This is a genomic window from Actinoallomurus bryophytorum, from assembly GCF_006716425.1.
Classification (GTDB): domain Bacteria; phylum Actinomycetota; class Actinomycetes; order Streptosporangiales; family Streptosporangiaceae; genus Actinoallomurus; species Actinoallomurus bryophytorum.
This window is the reverse complement of record NZ_VFOZ01000001.1, coordinates 4139668-4156353: the sequence shown is the minus strand read 5'-3', so window position 1 is coordinate 4156353 and position 16686 is coordinate 4139668. Positions and strand designations below refer to the sequence as shown.

General features: G+C 71.2%; 16 protein-coding genes. 10 read left to right on the top strand and 6 right to left on the bottom strand.

From position 1 onward, the window contains the following. Positions 1–90: 90 nt before the first annotated feature. The 6 genes from FB559_RS19660 (at position 91) to FB559_RS19635 (ending at position 6091) form a co-directional block, all read left to right on the top strand. A complete protein-coding gene (locus FB559_RS19660) occupies positions 91–1272 on the top strand; it encodes a DUF7847 domain-containing protein (protein ID WP_141956983.1) in 1182 nt (393 codons plus the stop codon). Next, a complete protein-coding gene (locus tag FB559_RS19655; RefSeq protein WP_141956982.1) occupies positions 1269–1913 on the top strand; it encodes a DUF4129 domain-containing protein in 645 nt (214 codons plus the stop codon). Before FB559_RS19660 ends, FB559_RS19655 begins: the two co-directional genes overlap by 4 nt. Further along, positions 1910–3127, top strand: coding sequence for a DUF4350 domain-containing protein (locus tag FB559_RS19650; RefSeq protein ID WP_141956981.1), 1218 nt, complete (start codon positions 1910–1912; stop codon positions 3125–3127). The genes FB559_RS19655 and FB559_RS19650 overlap by 4 nt, the downstream gene beginning before the upstream one ends. Positions 3128–3213: 86 nt before the next feature. Then, positions 3214–4140: an AAA family ATPase gene (locus tag FB559_RS19645; RefSeq protein WP_221640443.1), complete on the top strand. Its 927-nt coding sequence runs from the start codon at positions 3214–3216 to the stop codon at positions 4138–4140. A 10-nt stretch (positions 4141–4150) separates the two neighbouring features. Next, positions 4151–5443, top strand: coding sequence for a DUF58 domain-containing protein (locus tag FB559_RS19640; protein WP_141956979.1), 1293 nt, complete (start codon positions 4151–4153; stop codon positions 5441–5443). Between the two features lie 75 nt (positions 5444–5518). Further along, a complete protein-coding gene (locus FB559_RS19635) occupies positions 5519–6091 on the top strand; it encodes a Uma2 family endonuclease (protein WP_246121755.1) in 573 nt (190 codons plus the stop codon). Between the two features lie 6 nt (positions 6092–6097). Here the strand turns inward: FB559_RS19635 and FB559_RS19630 are convergent, their stop codons facing one another. Further along, on the bottom strand, positions 6098–7096 hold the full coding sequence (locus tag FB559_RS19630; RefSeq protein WP_141956978.1) for a stage II sporulation protein M: 999 nt from the start codon (positions 7094–7096) through the stop codon (positions 6098–6100). A 47-nt stretch (positions 7097–7143) separates the two neighbouring features. Between FB559_RS19630 and FB559_RS19625 the strand changes: the two genes are divergently transcribed. Beyond that, entirely contained in the window at positions 7144–8070 is a 927-nt protein-coding gene (locus tag FB559_RS19625) for an RDD family protein (RefSeq protein WP_246121753.1), read from the top strand. A 3-nt stretch (positions 8071–8073) separates the two neighbouring features. Here the strand turns inward: FB559_RS19625 and FB559_RS19620 are convergent, their stop codons facing one another. From FB559_RS19620 to ahcY (FB559_RS19610), 3 genes are all read right to left on the bottom strand, one after another. Then, a complete protein-coding gene (locus FB559_RS19620) occupies positions 8074–8634 on the bottom strand; it encodes a hypothetical protein (protein ID WP_141956977.1) in 561 nt (186 codons plus the stop codon). A gap of 134 nt (positions 8635–8768) precedes the next feature. Then, positions 8769–10022: an adenosylhomocysteinase gene (gene ahcY / locus FB559_RS19615; protein WP_141956976.1), complete on the bottom strand. Its 1254-nt coding sequence runs from the start codon at positions 10020–10022 to the stop codon at positions 8769–8771. Then, positions 10022–11449 (bottom strand): adenosylhomocysteinase, encoded by a 1428-nt coding sequence (ahcY, locus tag FB559_RS19610; protein WP_141956975.1) that lies wholly within the window; start codon positions 11447–11449, stop codon positions 10022–10024. The genes ahcY (FB559_RS19615) and ahcY (FB559_RS19610) overlap by 1 nt, the downstream gene beginning before the upstream one ends. Positions 11450–11558: 109 nt before the next feature. Between ahcY (FB559_RS19610) and FB559_RS19605 the strand changes: the two genes are divergently transcribed. The 3 genes from FB559_RS19605 to FB559_RS19595 all read left to right on the top strand — a co-directional run bounded on the left by FB559_RS19605 (position 11559) and on the right by FB559_RS19595 (position 14500). Further along, positions 11559–11897 (top strand): MerR family transcriptional regulator, encoded by a 339-nt coding sequence (locus FB559_RS19605; RefSeq protein ID WP_141956974.1) that lies wholly within the window; start codon positions 11559–11561, stop codon positions 11895–11897. 477 nt (positions 11898–12374) lie between these two features. Then, positions 12375–13829 carry a sensor histidine kinase gene (locus FB559_RS19600; protein WP_141956973.1) on the top strand — a complete coding sequence of 485 codons (1455 nt, stop codon included), beginning with the start codon at positions 12375–12377 and terminating at the stop codon, positions 13827–13829. Continuing rightward, on the top strand, positions 13826–14500 hold the full coding sequence (locus FB559_RS19595; RefSeq protein WP_141956972.1) for a response regulator: 675 nt from the start codon (positions 13826–13828) through the stop codon (positions 14498–14500). Before FB559_RS19600 ends, FB559_RS19595 begins: the two co-directional genes overlap by 4 nt. Before the next feature lie 68 nt (positions 14501–14568). On the opposite strand, the gene FB559_RS19590 is transcribed toward FB559_RS19595, so the two are convergent. Next, on the bottom strand, positions 14569–15504 hold the full coding sequence (locus tag FB559_RS19590) for a cation diffusion facilitator family transporter (protein WP_141956971.1): 936 nt from the start codon (positions 15502–15504) through the stop codon (positions 14569–14571). A gap of 24 nt (positions 15505–15528) precedes the next feature. Continuing rightward, entirely contained in the window at positions 15529–16677 is a 1149-nt protein-coding gene (locus FB559_RS19585; RefSeq protein ID WP_141956970.1) for an SIS domain-containing protein, read from the bottom strand. Positions 16678–16686: the final 9 nt, after the last annotated feature.

The window sequence follows — 16686 nt, the reverse complement described above, 5'->3', positions numbered from 1 at the left end:
GAGTCCCGTCACGTGATCACGTGAGCGCCGTCCCGCGTGGCAGGATGAGCCGGGTAACAGCGGCGGGGAGCAGGTATCGGGGAGTTGGGTGTGACCGACCCACACGCTTGGGCAGTACCGGGCTCCGGCACGCCCTCGTCCGATCAGATCGCGCCCTCGCCCGCCGAGCCGGCACAGGCGAAGGCGGACGACGGCGAGCTGGAGATGGAGATCCCGCTCCGCCCGCTCGGGGTCTCGGAGATCCTCGACGGGGCCGTCACCTACATCCGCCGCAACCCGCGTGCCACTCTCGGCATGTCGGCGATCCTGACGAGCGTCATCGAGATCATCGTCACGGTCGCCCAGTACTTCCTCCTCGGCGGGCAGGCCCGTACCGAGGTCACACCGGCCGCCCTCGCCCGGACGCTGGGCGGGGCGTTCATCACGTTCAGCATCGGCAGCCTGCTCACGGCCTACGTCGTGCTCCTGCTCAGCGGACTGCTCGCCCCGGTCATGGCCCGTACGCTGCTGGGCCGCCCGACGTCGTTCGGCGGGCTCTGGCGCATCGCGCGGCCGCGCGTGTCACGTCTTCTCGGCGCCGCGACCCTGGTGATGGTGATCGTGTTCCTCACCGTGGCGGTCCCGTTCGCGCCGATGATCGCGGCGGTCGCGGGCGACGCCCCCGACGGCGTGCAGGCGATCACCTGGATCGTCGGCGTACCCGTGGCCCTGGTGCTGATGGTGTCGGGTTACGTGTGGTTCGCGCTCGCGCCGCCCATCCTCGTCCTGGAGCGCCGTGGAGTGATCGCCTCGCTGCGCCGGTCGGCGGAGGTCGTACGTGGCCGGTGGTGGCGCACGTTCGGCGTCCTGTTCCTCTCTTTGGTGATCACGCTGCTCGCCGGCACCTTCGTGCTGCCGACGCCGTTCGCCATCGCCCAGCGGATCGTGCTGAACATCGACCCGAACCCCTCCGGCTGGGGGCTCGTCGGCCTGGTGGCACTGGGCACGGTCGGCCGCATCATCGCCGGCACGCTGGTCAACCCGTTCAACGCCTGCGTGATCGCGATGGTCTACGCCGATCGGCGCATGCGGCGCGAGGCGTTCGACCTCGAGCTCCAGATGGACACGCCAGAGGATCCGGTCGCCGCCTGGCTTCCCGGGCCGCTCACCGCCGCGGGCTCCGGCCCCCAGCCGAAGGTGCCGCGCGGTCCCCTGGTGATGCCGCCGGGCACGCCTCCGACGTACGCGCCCCCGTACGCGCCCCAGTACCCGCCTCCGGGATGGAGCCGATGATCGAGTACGCTCCCCCGCCGGTCGGCCGCGACCAGGCGCGCGAACTCGCCCGCCGCGAGCTGCAGAAGCAGATCTACCACCGCGACGAGCCGTCGTTCCTCGACCGGATCCTGCGCAAGATCAACGACTGGATCTCCTCGCTGCTCAATCACTCGCCCGGCAACCAGTCCGGTGGCCTGAGCTGGACGGCGCTGGTCGTCCTCCTGGTGCTGCTGGTCCTCATCGCCGCCGCGGTCTGGTGGCGGATCGGCAACGTGCGGAGCAACGCCGCCGAACGCGACGCCCTGCTGGACGACAGACCCACCACCGCCAAGGACCACCGCGCCACGGCCGAACGCCATGCCGCCGCGGGCGAGTGGCCCGAGGCCATCCGCGAACGCCTGCGCGCCATCGCCCGCGACCTGGAGGAGCGGGTCATCGTCGAACCGCGTCCGGGCCGTACGGCCGACGAACTCGCGAGCGAGGCGGGCCAGGCACTACCGGACTTCGCCGAGGAGCTCACCGTGGGCGTGCGGATCTTCGACGACGTCTGGTACGGCGGCCGCACCGGCGATGCAGAGGGCTACCAGCGGCTCACCGAACTCGACCGGCGGCTGCGCTCGGCGCGCCCCGCACCGCTCGTCTCAACGGAGTCCGCGTGAGTACGGCGGCGCCGGAGGCCGGGACCGCGGCACCGGAGGCCCCGGCATCGGAGACCTCGGCGCCCGACAGCGCGGGCCACGTCGCGCGGCGGCGCTGGCGCCGGTCGCGGGGCATCCTGGTCGCGATACTCGCGCTCGCCATCGTCGGCGTGGTGCTCGCCGCGCTGCAGCCCCGTCAGCAGGCGGCCTACCTCGACCCCGACTCGGCGGGGCAACAGGGAGCCAGGGCACTCGCCGAGATCACCCGGCAGAACGGCACGCCGGTGAAGGTGGTGCGCAGCGCGTCCGCCGCCGCGGAGCAGATGCGGGCCCAGCCCGACGCGGTCCTGGTGATCACGCATTCGGAGCGCCTGCTGCCCGGCGACCTGTCCACCCTGCGGGCACTGCCCGGCGACCGCCTGCTGGTCGAGCCGACGGGCGACACGCTGGAGGCGCTCGCCCCCGGCGTCCTTCCCGCCTCCGGCGCCTCGGGCACCATCGCCCCGGACTGCTCGCTTCCCGCGGCGGTGAACGCCGGCGACGTCGGCCTGCCCGACACGCAGACCTACAACGCCCCGGCCGGCGCGGCGAAGTGCTACTTCAGCGACGGGAAGCCCGCCCTCGTACAGCTCCCGGGAGTCGGCTCGACCGTCACGGTGCTCGGCACGGGCGGCCCGCTCACCAACGAACGCCTGGCCGAGGAGGGCAACGCCGCGCTCGGCATGAACCTCGTCGGCGCCCGGTCGAGCGCGGTGTGGCTGCTGCCGGACACACCGCCACCGGGCAGCGGGCGCAAGTCGTTCTCGGACCTGGTGCCGTTCGGGGTCAAGCTCGCGGTGCTTCAGGCGATCATCGCGGTCCTGCTCGTGGCGCTCTGGCGGGCACGCCGCCTGGGGCCGGTCGTGGTCGAGCCGCTGCCGGTCGTGGTCCGCTCGGCCGAGGCCGTCGAGGGCCGGGCCCGGCTGTACCGGTCGCGACGGGCCGGTGACCGTGCCGCCCTGGCACTGCGCGCGGGTGCGCTCGAACGCCTTACCGCGCTGCTCGGCATGCCCAGAAGCGCCGCCGCCGACCCGGCCATGGCAGCAGAGATCATCGCCGGCATCTCGGCACACACCGGACAGGCGCAGGCGATGATCGGTGCTGCGCTGTACGGTCCTCCACCAATGGACGACGCCGGGCTGGTCCGGCTCGCGGGCTACCTCGACGAACTCGAAAGGCAGGTTCGGAACTCGTGAGTGAGCGAAGTTCTGACATTTTTGGCACCGGGTCGGCCGAAGAGGAGCCGCAGGACCTGGCGACGCAGGACACACGTGCGGCGCTGATGGCGTTGCGCAGTGAGGTCGCCAAGGCGGTCGTCGGACAGGATGCCGTGGTGACCGGGCTGGTCATCGCCCTGCTGTGCCGCGGCCACGTGCTGCTCGAGGGTGTGCCCGGCGTGGCCAAGACGCTCCTCATCCGCACCCTGGCCCAGGCGCTGAAGCTCGACTTCAAGCGCGTGCAGTTCACCCCCGACCTCATGCCGGGCGACGTCACGGGTTCCCTCGTGTACGACAACCGGAGCTCGGAGTTCGAGTTCCGCGAGGGTCCGGTCTTCACGAACCTCCTGCTCGCCGACGAGATCAACCGGACGCCGCCGAAGACCCAGGCGTCCCTCCTGGAGTCGATGGAGGAGCGCCAGGTGTCGGTGGAGGGCATGCCGCGCATGCTGCCCGACCCGTTCGTCGTGTGCGCCACGCAGAACCCGATCGAGTACGAGGGCACGTACCCCCTGCCCGAGGCTCAGCTCGACCGGTTCCTGGTGAAGCTGACCGTCCCGGTGCCCTCCCGCGAGGACGAGATCGCGGTGCTCCAGCGACACGCCGCCGGCTTCGACCCCCGTGACCTGCACGCCGCCGGAGTCACCCCCGTCGCCGGCCCGGCGGACCTGGCCGCGGGGCGTGAGGCCGTCGGACGCATCCGGATCGACCCGAAGATCAGCGGATACGTGGTCGACCTGTGCCGGGCCACCCGCCAGTCCCCGTCACTCCAGCTCGGGGTCTCCCCCCGTGGCGCCACCGCGCTGCTGGCGACGGCGCGCGCATGGGCGTGGCTGTCGGGCCGCGACTACGTACGCCCGGACGACGTGAAGGCCCTCGCCCGGCCGACGCTCCGCCATCGCGTACAGCTCCGGCCCGAGGCGGAGCTGGAGGGAGCGACGACCGACGCCGTGCTCGACGGCGTGCTCACCACCGTCCCCGCTCCGCGTTGAGGGGCAGGCCATGGCGCTGACCGGCCGTACCGGTCTGCTGGCCCTGCTCGGCGCGGTGGTGATGGTGCTCGCGCCGAGCTGGTGGACGTTGCTGGTCGTGAACGCCCTCCTCGTCGCGCTGATCGTCGTCGACCTGGCGCTGGCGGGGAACATCCGGAGCCTGGGCCTGCACCGCTCCGGCGACACGAACGTACGCCTCGGCGAGGAGGCCGCCGTCTCGCTGATCGTGGAGAACCGCGGCACGCGGAGGCTGCGGGCACGGGTGCGTGACGCCTGGCCGCCGAGCGCGGGCTCCGGCCCCCGCGAGGTCGCCCTCTCGGTACCGCCGGGTGAACGCCGCCGCGTCGACATACGCCTTCTCCCGACCCGCCGGGGCGACCGCCGGGCCGTCTCCGTCACGATCCGGTCGGTCGGGCCGTTGCGGCTGGCCGCACGCCAGCTGTCCCGGCAGGCGCCCTGGAGCGTACGCGTGCTGCCGGCCTTCCCCTCGCGCCGCCACCTGCCCGCGAAGCTCGCCCGGCTGCGCGAGCTGACCGGCCAGCACGTCGCGCTCATCCGCGGCCAGGGCACCGAGTTCGACTCGCTACGGGAGTACGTGGACGGCGACGACGTACGCTCCATCGACTGGCGGGCGACCGCGCGCCGCAGCGACGTCGTCGTACGTACCTGGCGCCCGGAGCGCGACCGCCGCATCTACCTGGTCCTCGACACCGGCCGTACGGCCGCGGGGCGCGTCGGCGACATTCCACGACTGGACTGCTCGATGGACGCCGCCCTGCTGCTCGGCGCGCTGGCGTCGCGGGCGGGTGACCGCGTGGACCTGCTCGCCTTCGACCGGCAGGTACGTGCCCGGGTGGAGGGCAGCAGCCGTACCGGTCTGCTGACCGCGATGGTCCGTGCCATGGCACCGCTGGAGCCCGCACTCGTCGAGGCGGACGCGGCCGGCATGGTCTCGGCGCTGCTGGCCCGGGTGCGGCAGCGGTGCCTGGTGGTGCTGCTGACCGACCTCAACGCGACCGCCATGGAGGAGGGTCTGCTGCCCCTGCTCCCGCAGCTGACCGCCAAGCACCTGGTCATGATCGCCGCGGTGAGCGACCCGCGGGTGAGCGAGATGGCGACCGCACGTGGGGACGCGGCCGCGGTGTACGACGCGGCCGCCGCCGAACGCGCCCGCGCCGACCGGCGACGGGTCACCGCGGAGCTGCGAAGGTACGGCGTGGAGGTCGTGGACGCGCCCCCGGACGACATCGCCTCGACGCTGGCCGACGCCTACCTGTCCCTCAAGGCCGCCGGCCGCCTCTGACCGGCCGCCTTCAGCACGTTGCCGTAACCTACTTGAGTACAGGGTTGAGCGACACCTGTGCAGAGGAGACATGACGTGACCGCGCTACCGGAATGGATGTTGGCGCTTCCGGAAGAAGGCGTCACCGCCGAGGAATACGATCGCATGCCGGAAGAGATTTGCCGGCGCATCGAAATCGTCGACGGGAGCATCATCGTGTCGCCCTCCGCGACCCCGAGACACAACCGCATCGCACGACTACTCGCCAACTCCCTCGAATACGCGGCGCCTACGCCATGGCAGGTGACGACGGATGTGGACCTCCGTATCTCCGATGTACCGCTCCACAACAGGCGCCCCGACGTGCTCGTGTTCTCGGGCGATCCCGACGAGCTTCCCGTCCGGCCACACCAGGTCATTCTCGCCGTGGAGATCATGAGCAAAGGAAGCGTCAATGCGGATCGCCTGGACAAACCCGCCGCATATGGCGTTGCAGGCATTTCGCACTATTGGCGCATAGAGCAAGAGAGTGGCGGGCTGGTCGCTTATACCTACGAGCTCGATACCGTCGAAAGGACGTACAGAGCGCTCGGCAGATATTCCGGCGCGCTCAAGGCCGAGGCTCCATTCCCCGTGACTGTTGACCTGGACGCACTCGGCGGACGTTGACGGCCGTCAGGCGGCCACGGGGGCGGTGTCCGGGACGATCTCCGCGTCGCCGATGTCGCCCTCCCGTACGGCGCGGCGGCCGAACGTGATCACGTAGGTGAGGAAGACGACCTCGGCGAAGACGCCGATGCCGACGCGGAGCCAGGTCGTGTTCACGTGGCCGGTGACCAGGCCCTCGATGGCGCCCGAGACCGCGAGGACGCCGATCAGCCCGAGCGCGATGCTCATCGCCGCGCGCCCCTCCTCCGCGAGAGCGTGGCTCCGCCGGCGGTGGCCCGGGTCGATGACCGTCCAGCCGAGGCGCAGGCCCGCGGCGGATGCCAGGTACACCGAGGTCAGTTCGAGCAGGCCGTGCGGCAGGATGAGGCCGAGGAAGATCGTCCCCTTGCCGTTGGCGAACATCAGGCCGGCCTCGATGCCGAGGTTGAGCTGAAGGTTCAGGAGCACGAGGATCGTCGGGATGCCGAGCAGGATGCCGAAGATCAGGGCCTGGGCCGCGACCCACGCGTTGTTGACCCAGACCTGGAAGGCGAAGGCACCGGCGGCGTGATCGGTGTAGTAGTTGGCGAAGTCGTGGTCGACCAGCTGACGGATCTCCGACGGCGACAGGAGGGACGCCTGCACCTCCGGGTTGCGTGCCACCCAGATGGCCAGGACCAGCGAGATGAGGTTGCAGATCACGGCCGAGCCCAGCCACCACCAGCGCGCCCGGTAGGCCATCGCCGGGAACGAGACCGTGAGGAACCGGGTGACGTCTCGCCACATCGGCGCGTGCGAGCCGGTCACCGCCGCGCGGCCCCTGGCCACCAGCGACGAGAGCCGGCCGACGAGCGCGGGCTCCGGTGAGCTGGAACGGACGACCGACAGGTGGGTCGCGGCCCGCTGGTACAGCTCGACGAGCTCATCGATCTCGGCACCCTGTAGCTTTCGCGTGCCGCGGTTGACGAGTTGCTCCAGGCGCCGCCATTCGGCGTTGTGCGCGGCTACGAAGGCGTCGACGTCCACAGACGGGCACACTACTCTCAAGCGGAGATCTCGACTGGAGGGCGCGCGTGCCCATCGAATTGGTGACCGGCGAAGCCGTCGCACTCGACATCCGGGTGGCGCGGCTGGCCAGCCGCGCCCTCGCACTGTTCATCGACATGCTGCTGCAAATCTTCGTCCTTTATTTCTGCCTCATCTTCGTCGGCCTGTCGGCGGCCGTACTCGACTCCGCCGTCACGACCGGACTGGTGATCGTCTTCACGGTCGCCGTGTTCGTCGGCTACCCGACGATCACAGAGACGCTGACGCGCGGCCGTACTCTCGGCAAGCTCGCGGTCGGACTGCGCGTGGTCGGCGACGACGGCGGCCCTGAGCGCTTCCGGCAGGCCCTCATACGCGCGCTGTCCGGCTTCCTGGAGATCTGGGGGCTGGTCGGCTCGCCCGCCCTCATCGCCTCGCTCCTCAACCAGCGGGGAAAGCGGCTCGGCGACGTGTTCGCGGGCACGATCGTCATCCAGGACCGCGTGCCGGTCAACGTCTTCCTCGGCCCGGTCGCGATCATGCCGATCCGGCTCGCGCCGTGGGCGCGCTCGCTCGAGCTGGCCATGCTGCCGGACACCGTGGCGCTGGCCGCGCGGCAGTACCTCACCCGGTTCTGGGAGCTCGCACCCCTCGTCCGCGACGAGATGGGGCAGCGGCTCACAACGGAGGTCCTGTCGTACGTCAGCCCGCCGCCTCCGCCGGGCTTCCGGCCCGAGATCTACCTGTCGGCCGTCCTCGCCGAACGCCGCCACCGTGAGGAGATCCGTCTCGCCGAGCGTGCCGCGCGGCGCCTGGCGATCAGCCGGCGCGGACTCCCGCCGGGTCTCGCACCGCCCCAGCCGCCGATCATGGCCGGCGGTCCGCCCCCACCTCCGCCGTACGGGCCCGGTCCCGGTCCCATGCCGGGCTGGGAGTGGAACCGCGGCGCTCCGGGCAGGCCGCCCGGCCGCTGACCCTCAGGGGAAGTTGGGTGGATCCTCCAGGCCGGCCAGCTCGATGCCGGGAGAGGCGAGGACCACGTCCCCGGCCAGGTAGGACTCGGTGACCTCGCCGGTCTCCAGGTCGGTGACCTCGTAGCGTTCGACCGGCAGCCGTCCCTCGTCCGCGTCGTGCCAGGCGATCTCGGTGAGCCTCCAGCGCTGCGGCACCGTACGTACGCCCAGGGCGGGCTCGGTCAGCACCAGCACGCGTACGTCGGCCTGCTCACGCTCGGCCAGGCCCAGCGAGCGGGCCACGGCGACGAGCAGGCCCGGCGACTCCCCGAGGAAGCCGGCGGCGCGAGCGGAGTTCTCCCGGCCCCCCGTGACCCACAGCAGCTCGGGCCCTGCGGCGCCGCCGCGGAGCACGTGCTCGCCGGCGGTGACCTGGAGCCGCGCCGGCCGCCAGCGCCCGTCGGCGACCAGTTCGACGGTGCCGCCGTCCGAGCGCTCGGCGTTGTAGCGCCACCCACCTCCGTCGGGCGCACAGGAGAAGCGCTCCTCGACCTCGGACTCATGGAGGTACGTTCCGCGTGGCATGGGCCAAATCTATGGGCGAACGCGGGTGCGTACCGCGACCGCCCCTCGGCCGTGCCGCACTCGGCGGCGACGAGAACGTGCCCCGCCGGTCGTGACGACCGTGCGGGGCACGAGTGGCGACCTCGGCGGCCGGGTCAGGAGCCGCGCCGCCAGGACGACAGGTAGATCTCCTGGTCCTGGGTGAGGGCGTCGATCTCGATGTCCATCGAACCGAGCTTGAGCCGGGCGACCTCGGTGTCGATCGCCTCCGGTACGTCGTACACGCCCGGGGCGAGATCCTGGCCGACGAGCCACTCACAGGTGAGTGCCTGGTCGGCGAACGACATGTCCATCACCGCGGCCGGGTGGCCCTCCGCCGCCGCGAGGTTCACCAACCGGCCCTCGGCCAGGAGGACCAGGCGGCGGCCGTCCGCCAGGACGTACTCGTCGGCCTGAGGGCGTACCTCGTGGCGGATCTCGACCGTGAGGTCGGCCAGCGCGCGTACGTCGATCTCCACGTCGAAGTGGCCCGAGTTGGCGAGGATCGCGCCGTCCTTCATCCGGGCGAAGTGCTCGGCGCCGATGACGTCGGTGTTGCCGGTGACGGTGATGAAGATGTCGCCGTCCTCGGCGGCCTGCGCCATCGGCTGCACCCGGTAGCCCTGCAGCACGGCGTCCAGCGCCTTGACCGGGTCGATCTCGGTGACGACCACGCGGCCGCCCATGCCCCGCGCCCGCTCGGCCAGGCCGCGGCCGCAGTAGCCGAAGCCCGCGATGACGATCGTCTTTCCGGCCAGCAGGGTGTTGGTGGCCCGCACGATCCCGTCCAGCGTCGACTGCCCGGTGCCGTACCGGTTGTCGAACATGTGCTTGGTGTCGGTGTCGTTGACCGCCACCATCGGGAAGCGCAGGGCGTTCTCGCGGGCCATCTGGTGCAGCCGGATGACGCCGGTCGTCGTCGACTCACAGCCCGCGCGTACGCCGTCGGCCAGGTCGAGACGCTCGGTGTGCAGCGTGTTGACCAGGTCGCAGCCGTCGTCCAGGACGAGGTCGGGGCCGATCTCCAGCGCCTGGTGGATGTGCCGGTAGTAGCCGTCACGGTCCACGCCCTGCCGGGCGAAGACGGCCGCGCCGTACTCCTTCACGAGCGCCGCGGCCGTGTCGTCCTGCGTGGACAGCGGGTTGGAGGCGGCCAGAGCCACCTCGGCGCCGCCGGCCTGGAGCGTACGGATGAGGTTCGCGGTCTCGGTGGTGACGTGCATGCACGCGGCGATCTTCAGGCCGTCCAGCGGGCGCTCGACGGCGAACTGTTCCCGTATCCGCCGCAGCACCGGCATGGAGCGGTCGGCCCACTCGATACGCCGGACCCCGGACTCGGCGAGCCCGGGGTCCGAAACATCTGAACTCATCAGTACCGGTAATGGTCCGACTTGTACGGGCCCTCGACGTCGACGCCGATGTAGGAGGCCTGCTCCTTGGTGAGCTCGGTGAGCTTCACGCCGAGCGCGTCGAGGTGGAGGCGGGCGACCTTCTCGTCGAGGTGCTTGGGCAGGGTGTACACGCCGACCGGGTAGGCCTCGGTCTTGGTGAACAGCTCGATCTGGGCGATCACCTGGTTGGTGAAGGAGTTCGACATCACGAAGCTCGGGTGGCCGGTGGCGCAGCCGAGGTTCATCAGCCGGCCCTCGGCGAGCACGATGATGTTGTGGCCGTCCTCGAAGGTCCACGTGTGGACCTGCGGCTTGACCTCTTCCTTCGTGATGCCCGGGATCTTCGCCAGGCCGGCCATGTCGATCTCGTTGTCGAAGTGGCCGATGTTGCTGACGATCGCCTGGTGCTTCATCCGCGCCATGTCGGCGGCGCTGATGATGTTGAAGTTGCCGGTCGTCGTCACGAAGATGTCGGCGATCTCGACGACGTCGTCCAGCGTGGTGACCTGGAAGCCGTCCATCGCGGCCTGCAGCGCGCAGATCGGGTCGATCTCGGTGACGATCACGCGGGCGCCCTGGCCGCGCAGCGCGTCCGAGCAGCCCTTGCCCACGTCGCCGTAGCCGCAGACGACCGCGACCTTGCCGCCGATCAGCACGTCGGTGGCGCGGTTGAGCCCGTCGATGACGCTGTGGCGGCAGCCGTACTTGTTGTCGAACTTGGACTTGGTGACCGAGTCGTTGACGTTGATCGCCGGGAAGGCGAGCGTGCCGGCCTTGGCCATCTCGTACAGGCGGTGGACGCCGGTGGTGGTCTCCTCCGTCACGCCCTTGATGCGCTCGGCGGCCTTGGTCCAGCGACCGGAGTCGTCGACCGTACGGCGGAGGAGGTCGAGGACGACCTTCCACTCCTCCGGGTCGTCCTCGGCGGCCGAGGGGACGGCGCCGGCCTTCTCGTACTCGGCGCCCTTGTGCACGAGCATCGTGGCGTCGCCACCGTCATCGAGGATCATGTTGGGGCCCTCGCCATCGGGCCAGTTGAGCGCCTGGTCGGTGCACCACCAGTACTCCTCCAGCGTCTCGCCCTTCCAGGCGAAGACCGGAACGCCCTGCGGGTCCTCCGCGGTGCCCTTCGCGCCGACGACGACCGCGGCGGCGGCGTGGTCCTGGGTGGAGAAGATGTTGCAGCTCACCCAGCGGACGTCCGCGCCCAGCTCGACCAGGGTCTCGATCAGCACGGCGGTCTGGATCGTCATGTGCAGCGAGCCCATGATCTTCGCACCGCGCAGCGGCTGGGACTCGGCGTACTCCTTGCGGACCGACATGAGGCCGGGCATCTCGTGCTCGGCGAGGTTGATCTCCCTGCGGCCGAATGCCGCGAGCGACAGATCGGCGACCTTGTAATCCATGCTTGCTTAGCTCCCTGGGCTCGGTATCAGGACCGAGTCTAGGCCGGGCTCGCCGGGCGATGCACGGCCGAGTGGCCGTTTCTAACACAGATTTGTCAGAATAAGCCTCATGCGCATCACGGAGGCCGCCCAGCGGCTCGGCACCTCGCCCCGCATGCTCCGCTACCGCGAGGCTCTCGGACTGCTCCCCCCGACCCGTGAGCCGCGAGGGCACCGGCGCTTCGGCGAGGACGAGCTGCGCGCGGTGGCGCTCGCGCTGACGCTGGAGAAGCGGTACGACATCAGCCCTGGAGAGCTCGCCTTCGGACTGCGCGTGCTGGCCGAACCCGACGTACGGGCGTCGGTACGGGAGCTCGGCGAGCGTATCGGGCGACTGTCCGCACCGCCCGCACGCGCCCTGGACTTCGAGAAGGAGAAGGCCCTGCGCCTGTTGCGCGGCAGGCGCTAGCGGGCGCCTTCAGGTCGCCGACCGCGGCCTGCGGCCGCCAGGGCGGAGACCCTGGGGCCGGGGCCGTCAGTGACCGCCGCGCGGCGGGGAGCCGATGTGCGTGGAGGGCGGAGACCCTCGCCTGGGTGGCCGGATCGGGACGACCCCAGCCCATGGTGTGCCCGATCGTGCCGCCGATGGGGAGTACCCACAGGAGACCAATGACGGCCGACGGCCACCCGGCGAGGGAGACCGGTCGCGCCATCCGAACCCCCGAGGGTCGGATGACGGACCAGGGACAACGCCTCCGGACCCCCTAGTACGGAGACGCCGTGCCCTTGTCACATCCATGAAGTTACGTCGTCGGCCCCCTCCACCGCGTCCCCCTGAAGGAGGGACCTCGCGTCGTCCTGCAGGTGGACATCGAACCGATCTCAGGGAGGTGAAATCGTTCCGTACGGTGAGGCGAGCATCGCCCTCCGCGGGTGAAGATGAAGGGTGACTAGCGAAAAACCTGACTTCCTCCAGGAAGCCGGACCCGCGGCATGGCGTCTGGCGGCTCAGGTGGTCACCGCCGTCGGCCAGGTCCTGCTGTGGATCATCACCGGCATCACCCGCCTGCTGCGACCGCTCACGAACCGCCTCGTCGCCGCCCTCTACGGCCGGAACACGCCGCCCGCGCCGCCCCCGTACGTCGCGCCCGACGGCACCCTCTACGCGCCGCGGGGCGGCCCTCCCGGTCCACCGCCACGTACGCCCCCGCTGGTGCGCTGGGCCCGCGCCTGGCGCCGCTTCGGCACGTCGTGGTGGTACGGGCCGGTGACCGGTGCGGTGCTCGCGCTCGCCGCGCTGTTCGAGCTTCCCCTGCACCACCTCGATGCGGTCAGCCTCAACGGCGGGTTCGCGCTCGCCTCAACGGTGCCGTTGATGTTCCGGCGCGAGTCGCTGCGGCCCGCCGCGGCCATCACGCTCGGGGCCCTCGCCGCGAGCCTGCTGTCCGGGCAGGCGCTCCTCGCCACGACCGCCTTCGCCGGGCTGTACACGCTGTTCCTGCTGGCCCAGCAGCTGCCGCGCCAGTCCACCGGCGTGCTCGGCGTCGGCAGCGTCGTGACCGTCGCCGTCGTCTACCTCGCCGCCGGCAGTCTCGACCAGATCCCCTGGCCGGCCGCCGTGGTCGCCGTCGTCGCGGCCCTCGGACTGGGTGACGCACGCCGTACGGTCGAGACGGCCGAGGCCAGCATGGACGAGGAGCGGGAGCGCAACAGCGAGACGCTGACACGCCTGAACGCCGTCCAGCACGAACAGGCGGTCCTGCGCGAGCGGGCGCGGATCGCGCGCGAGCTGCACGACGTCGTCGCGCACTCGGTCTCGATGATCGCCGTCCAGGCCGAGACCGCTCCGTACACGATGCGCGACCTGTCCCCCGAGGCCAAGAAGGGCTTCGCGGAGGTGGCCGGCGCGGCGCGCGAGGCGCTGGAGGAGATGCGGCGGCTGCTCAGCGTGCTGCGCGCCGACCCGGGCACCGAGCCCGAGGTGACGCCGCAGCCCAGGCTCGACCGGCTGGGCGAGCTCATCGACAGCCACCGGGGCGCGGGCGGCCAGGCGCAGCTGAGCGTGCACGGTTCCGTACGCCCGCTGTCCACGACCATCGAGCTGTCGGCGTACCGCATCGTCCAGGAGGCGCTGACGAACGCGCGGCGGCACGCGCCCGGCTCACGGGTACGGGTCGAGCTGAACTACCTCGGTGACCGGCTCGCCGTACGCGTCGTCGACGACGGCACCTCGGTCCCGGTCACGAAGGTGGAGGACCGGACCAAGGTGATGGGGCATGGACTCGTCGGGATGCGCGAGCGCGCCACGATGCTCGGTGGCCGCTTCGCCGCAGGTCCGCGTACTGAGGGTGGATTCGCCGTGCAGGCCGAGCTTCCGGTAGGCCAGAATCGGCATTCATGATCCGAGTGCTGATCGCCGACGACCAGACGATCGTGCGCGCCGGTTTCGCCGCACTCCTCGCCGCCCAGCCCGACATCGACGTCGTCGCCCAGGGCGGTGACGGCCGGGAAGCGGTACGGCTCGCCGAGACCCACCGCCCCGACGTCGTCCTGATGGACATCCGCATGCCCGGCATGGACGGCATCGACGCGACCAAGCGGATCCTCGCCGACCCCGCCAACGCGTCGACCCGCGTCCTCGTACTGACCACCTTCGACGTGGACGAGTATGTCTACGAGGCGCTGTCGGCCGGGGCCAGCGGCTTCCTGCTCAAGGACGCGACGGCCGACGACCTCGTCTCGGCGGTACGCGTGGTCGCGCGCGGCGACGCGCTGCTCGCCCCCCAGGTGACGGGACGGCTGATCAAGGAGTTCTCCCGCCAGCGCCGGGCCAGGCCCCGGCCGGCACCGGGCCTGGCGACCCTGACCGCACGCGAGACCGAGGTGCTCGGCCTGATCGCCGGCGGTCTGTCCAACGGCGAGATCGCCCGGAGCCTGGTGGTGAGCGAGCACACGGTCAAGACACACGTCGCGCGGGTGTTCACCAAGCTGGGCCTACGCGACCGCGCACAGGCGGTCGTGCTCGCGTACGAGTCGGGCCTGGTCACACCGGGCGGCGCCAGGGAGGACTGACCGCCCCCGAGGCGCAGGCCACGGGGGCGGTGCCGTTCGCCCGGCCGACCGCACGGGACGGCGACGTGTCAGCCGGCGTTCTCCGGCTTGGTCCGGGCCCGGTCGAGGTCGGGCTCGATGTAGATGTGGCGGGCCATCGGGACGGCCTCCCGGATCCGGCTCTCGGCCGCGTCGATGGCGCGGGCCACCTCGGCGGCCGTGTCATCGTGGGTGACCGCGATCTTGGCCGCGACGAGCAGCTCCTCCGGCCCCATGTGCAGGGTGCGCAGGTGGATGACCCGGTCGATCACGTCGACCGACTCGAGCTCGGCGATGATCTTCTTCTCGATCTCGCCGACCGCGGACTCGCCGATGAGCATGCTCTTGGTCTCCACGGCCAGCACGACGGCCACGAAGGCCAGCAGCAGGCCGATGACGGCCGAGCCCACGCCGTCCCAGATGCCGTTCCCGGTGATCACGGCCAGGGCGACGCAGATGAGGGCGACGACGAGGCCGATCAGCGCCGCGAAGTCCTCCAGGATCACGACCGGCAGCTCGGGAGCACGTGCCCGCCGGATGTAGGCCACCCAGCTGTGCTTTCCCCGGGTGAGGTTGGACTCCTTGATCGCGGTACGGAAGGAGAGGCCCTCCAGCACGATCCCGAAGGCGAGCACGCCGAACGCCCAGAGCGGATCGTCGATGTCGTGCGGCTCGTGGATCTTGTGCCAGCCCTCGTACAGCGAGAAGAGCGAGCCGACGGTGAACAGCACGACCGCGACGATGAAGGCGTAGAAGAAGCGTTCACGGCCGTAGCCGAACGGATGTTTGCTCGTCTCGGCGCGTTTCGAGCGGTTGCGGCCGAGGATGAGCAGGCCCTGGTTGCCCGAGTCGGCGATGGAGTGCACGCCCTCGGCCATCATCGAGGCCGAGCCGGTGAAGGCGAATGCCACGAACTTGGCCACGGCGATGCCCAGGTTGGCGGCGAGCGCCGCGACGATCGCCTTGCTCCCGCCCTCAGCACTCACGGTCGCTCCCGGTCATCACGCTGGTCACGAGATCCTCACTTTGAGTTCTTGGATGGCCGGTACGGGCGTCGGATCCGCCCCGAGGGCCAGCGCCAGGTAGACGCTGGCGTAGTCGGCGTGGGCGATGAGCCCGGCGAGCCGTTCGAGGGGGTGCTCCCCCCGAGCGGCGAGCTCGGTCACCGGCACACCGCGGTCGGCCGCGAGCTCGGCGGACGCCTCGCGCCTCCGTGTCACCTGCGGGTGTTCTTTGGTGTCGCGGATCATGACCAGGCGCAGGCGCGTCGCCTCCGGCTCGTCGACCCGGTCACGGAAGAAGTCGTCCTCCCCGGCGGTGGCTCCCGCCGGCGCGGCGAAGACCCCGTCGAAGGTCATCACCTGGCTGTGGTTGGCTTCCGGCAGCTCGCCTGAAATAGCAGGATATTTCGCATTAATGGCGAGCTGTGCGGCGAACCGGCCCGCCACCACGCCGGTCAGCGGCGAGGTCCCCCAGATCATCGGAATCGATCCGGCGATCTCCACCGCGGTCTGCTTGCCGGGGTTGACGAACGACTCACTGGCCGGCCGGCACAGGTGGCTCATCTCCTCCAGCCGCTCGGCGGTGCGCTCGAGCACCTCCGGGGGGACGTTCGCGAGGCCGAGCGCGCCCGCGGCCAGCAGCGGCGGAATGCTCAGCCCCCACAGCGCCGCGCGGGTCTGCGCGGCCGGCGGCACGGGTACGAACAGGGCGCCGGACTGAACGGCCAGCTCGGCGAGCGGTGACCCGCCGGCGCCGACGCACAGCAGCCGGCAGCCGCGGCGTGCCGCGTCCGCCGCCGCGCCGAGAGTCTCCTCGGTCGCGCCGGAGCGGGACACGACGATCACCAGGTCGGCGGCACCGACCCAGCCGGGCAGCCGGTAGCCGTGCACGGTCGTGATCGGCACCGGGCAGCCGAGGCCGCAGATCGCGGCGAGCACCTCGCCCGCGATCCCGGAGCCGCCCATTCCGGCGACCACGATGGCGCGCGGCCGGCCGCCCTGGGCGATCCGGTCGATCCCGGCCTCGGTGGCCAGGAGCTGGGCCTCGCGGACCTGCGCGGCCGCCGAGGCGACATGGCGCAGCATCTCGCCCGGGTCCGCCTCGGCCAGTGCCTCCGGATCATCGAGGAGGCCGTAGTCGGGCTCGGGAAGACTCATCGGCGCGCC

Excerpts from the sequence above, each read along its gene's own strand:
- FB559_RS19655 (WP_141956982.1), top strand. The coding sequence starts at position 1,269 with ATGATCGAGTACGCTCCCCCGCCGGTCGGCCGCGACCAGGCGCGCGAA.
- FB559_RS19645 (WP_221640443.1), top strand. The coding sequence starts at position 3,214 with ATGGCGTTGCGCAGTGAGGTCGCCAAGGCGGTCGTCGGACAGGATGCC.
- FB559_RS19640 (WP_141956979.1), top strand. The coding sequence starts at position 4,151 with ATGGCGCTGACCGGCCGTACCGGTCTGCTGGCCCTGCTCGGCGCGGTG.
- FB559_RS19620 (WP_141956977.1), bottom strand. The coding sequence starts at position 8,634 with ATGCCACGCGGAACGTACCTCCATGAGTCCGAGGTCGAGGAGCGCTTC.
- ahcY (WP_141956976.1), bottom strand. The coding sequence starts at position 10,022 with ATGAGTTCAGATGTTTCGGACCCCGGGCTCGCCGAGTCCGGGGTCCGG.
- ahcY (WP_141956975.1), bottom strand. The coding sequence starts at position 11,449 with ATGGATTACAAGGTCGCCGATCTGTCGCTCGCGGCATTCGGCCGCAGG.
- FB559_RS19605 (WP_141956974.1), top strand. The coding sequence starts at position 11,559 with ATGCGCATCACGGAGGCCGCCCAGCGGCTCGGCACCTCGCCCCGCATG.
- FB559_RS19595 (WP_141956972.1), top strand. The coding sequence starts at position 13,826 with ATGATCCGAGTGCTGATCGCCGACGACCAGACGATCGTGCGCGCCGGT.
- FB559_RS19585 (WP_141956970.1), bottom strand. The coding sequence starts at position 16,677 with ATGAGTCTTCCCGAGCCCGACTACGGCCTCCTCGATGATCCGGAGGCA.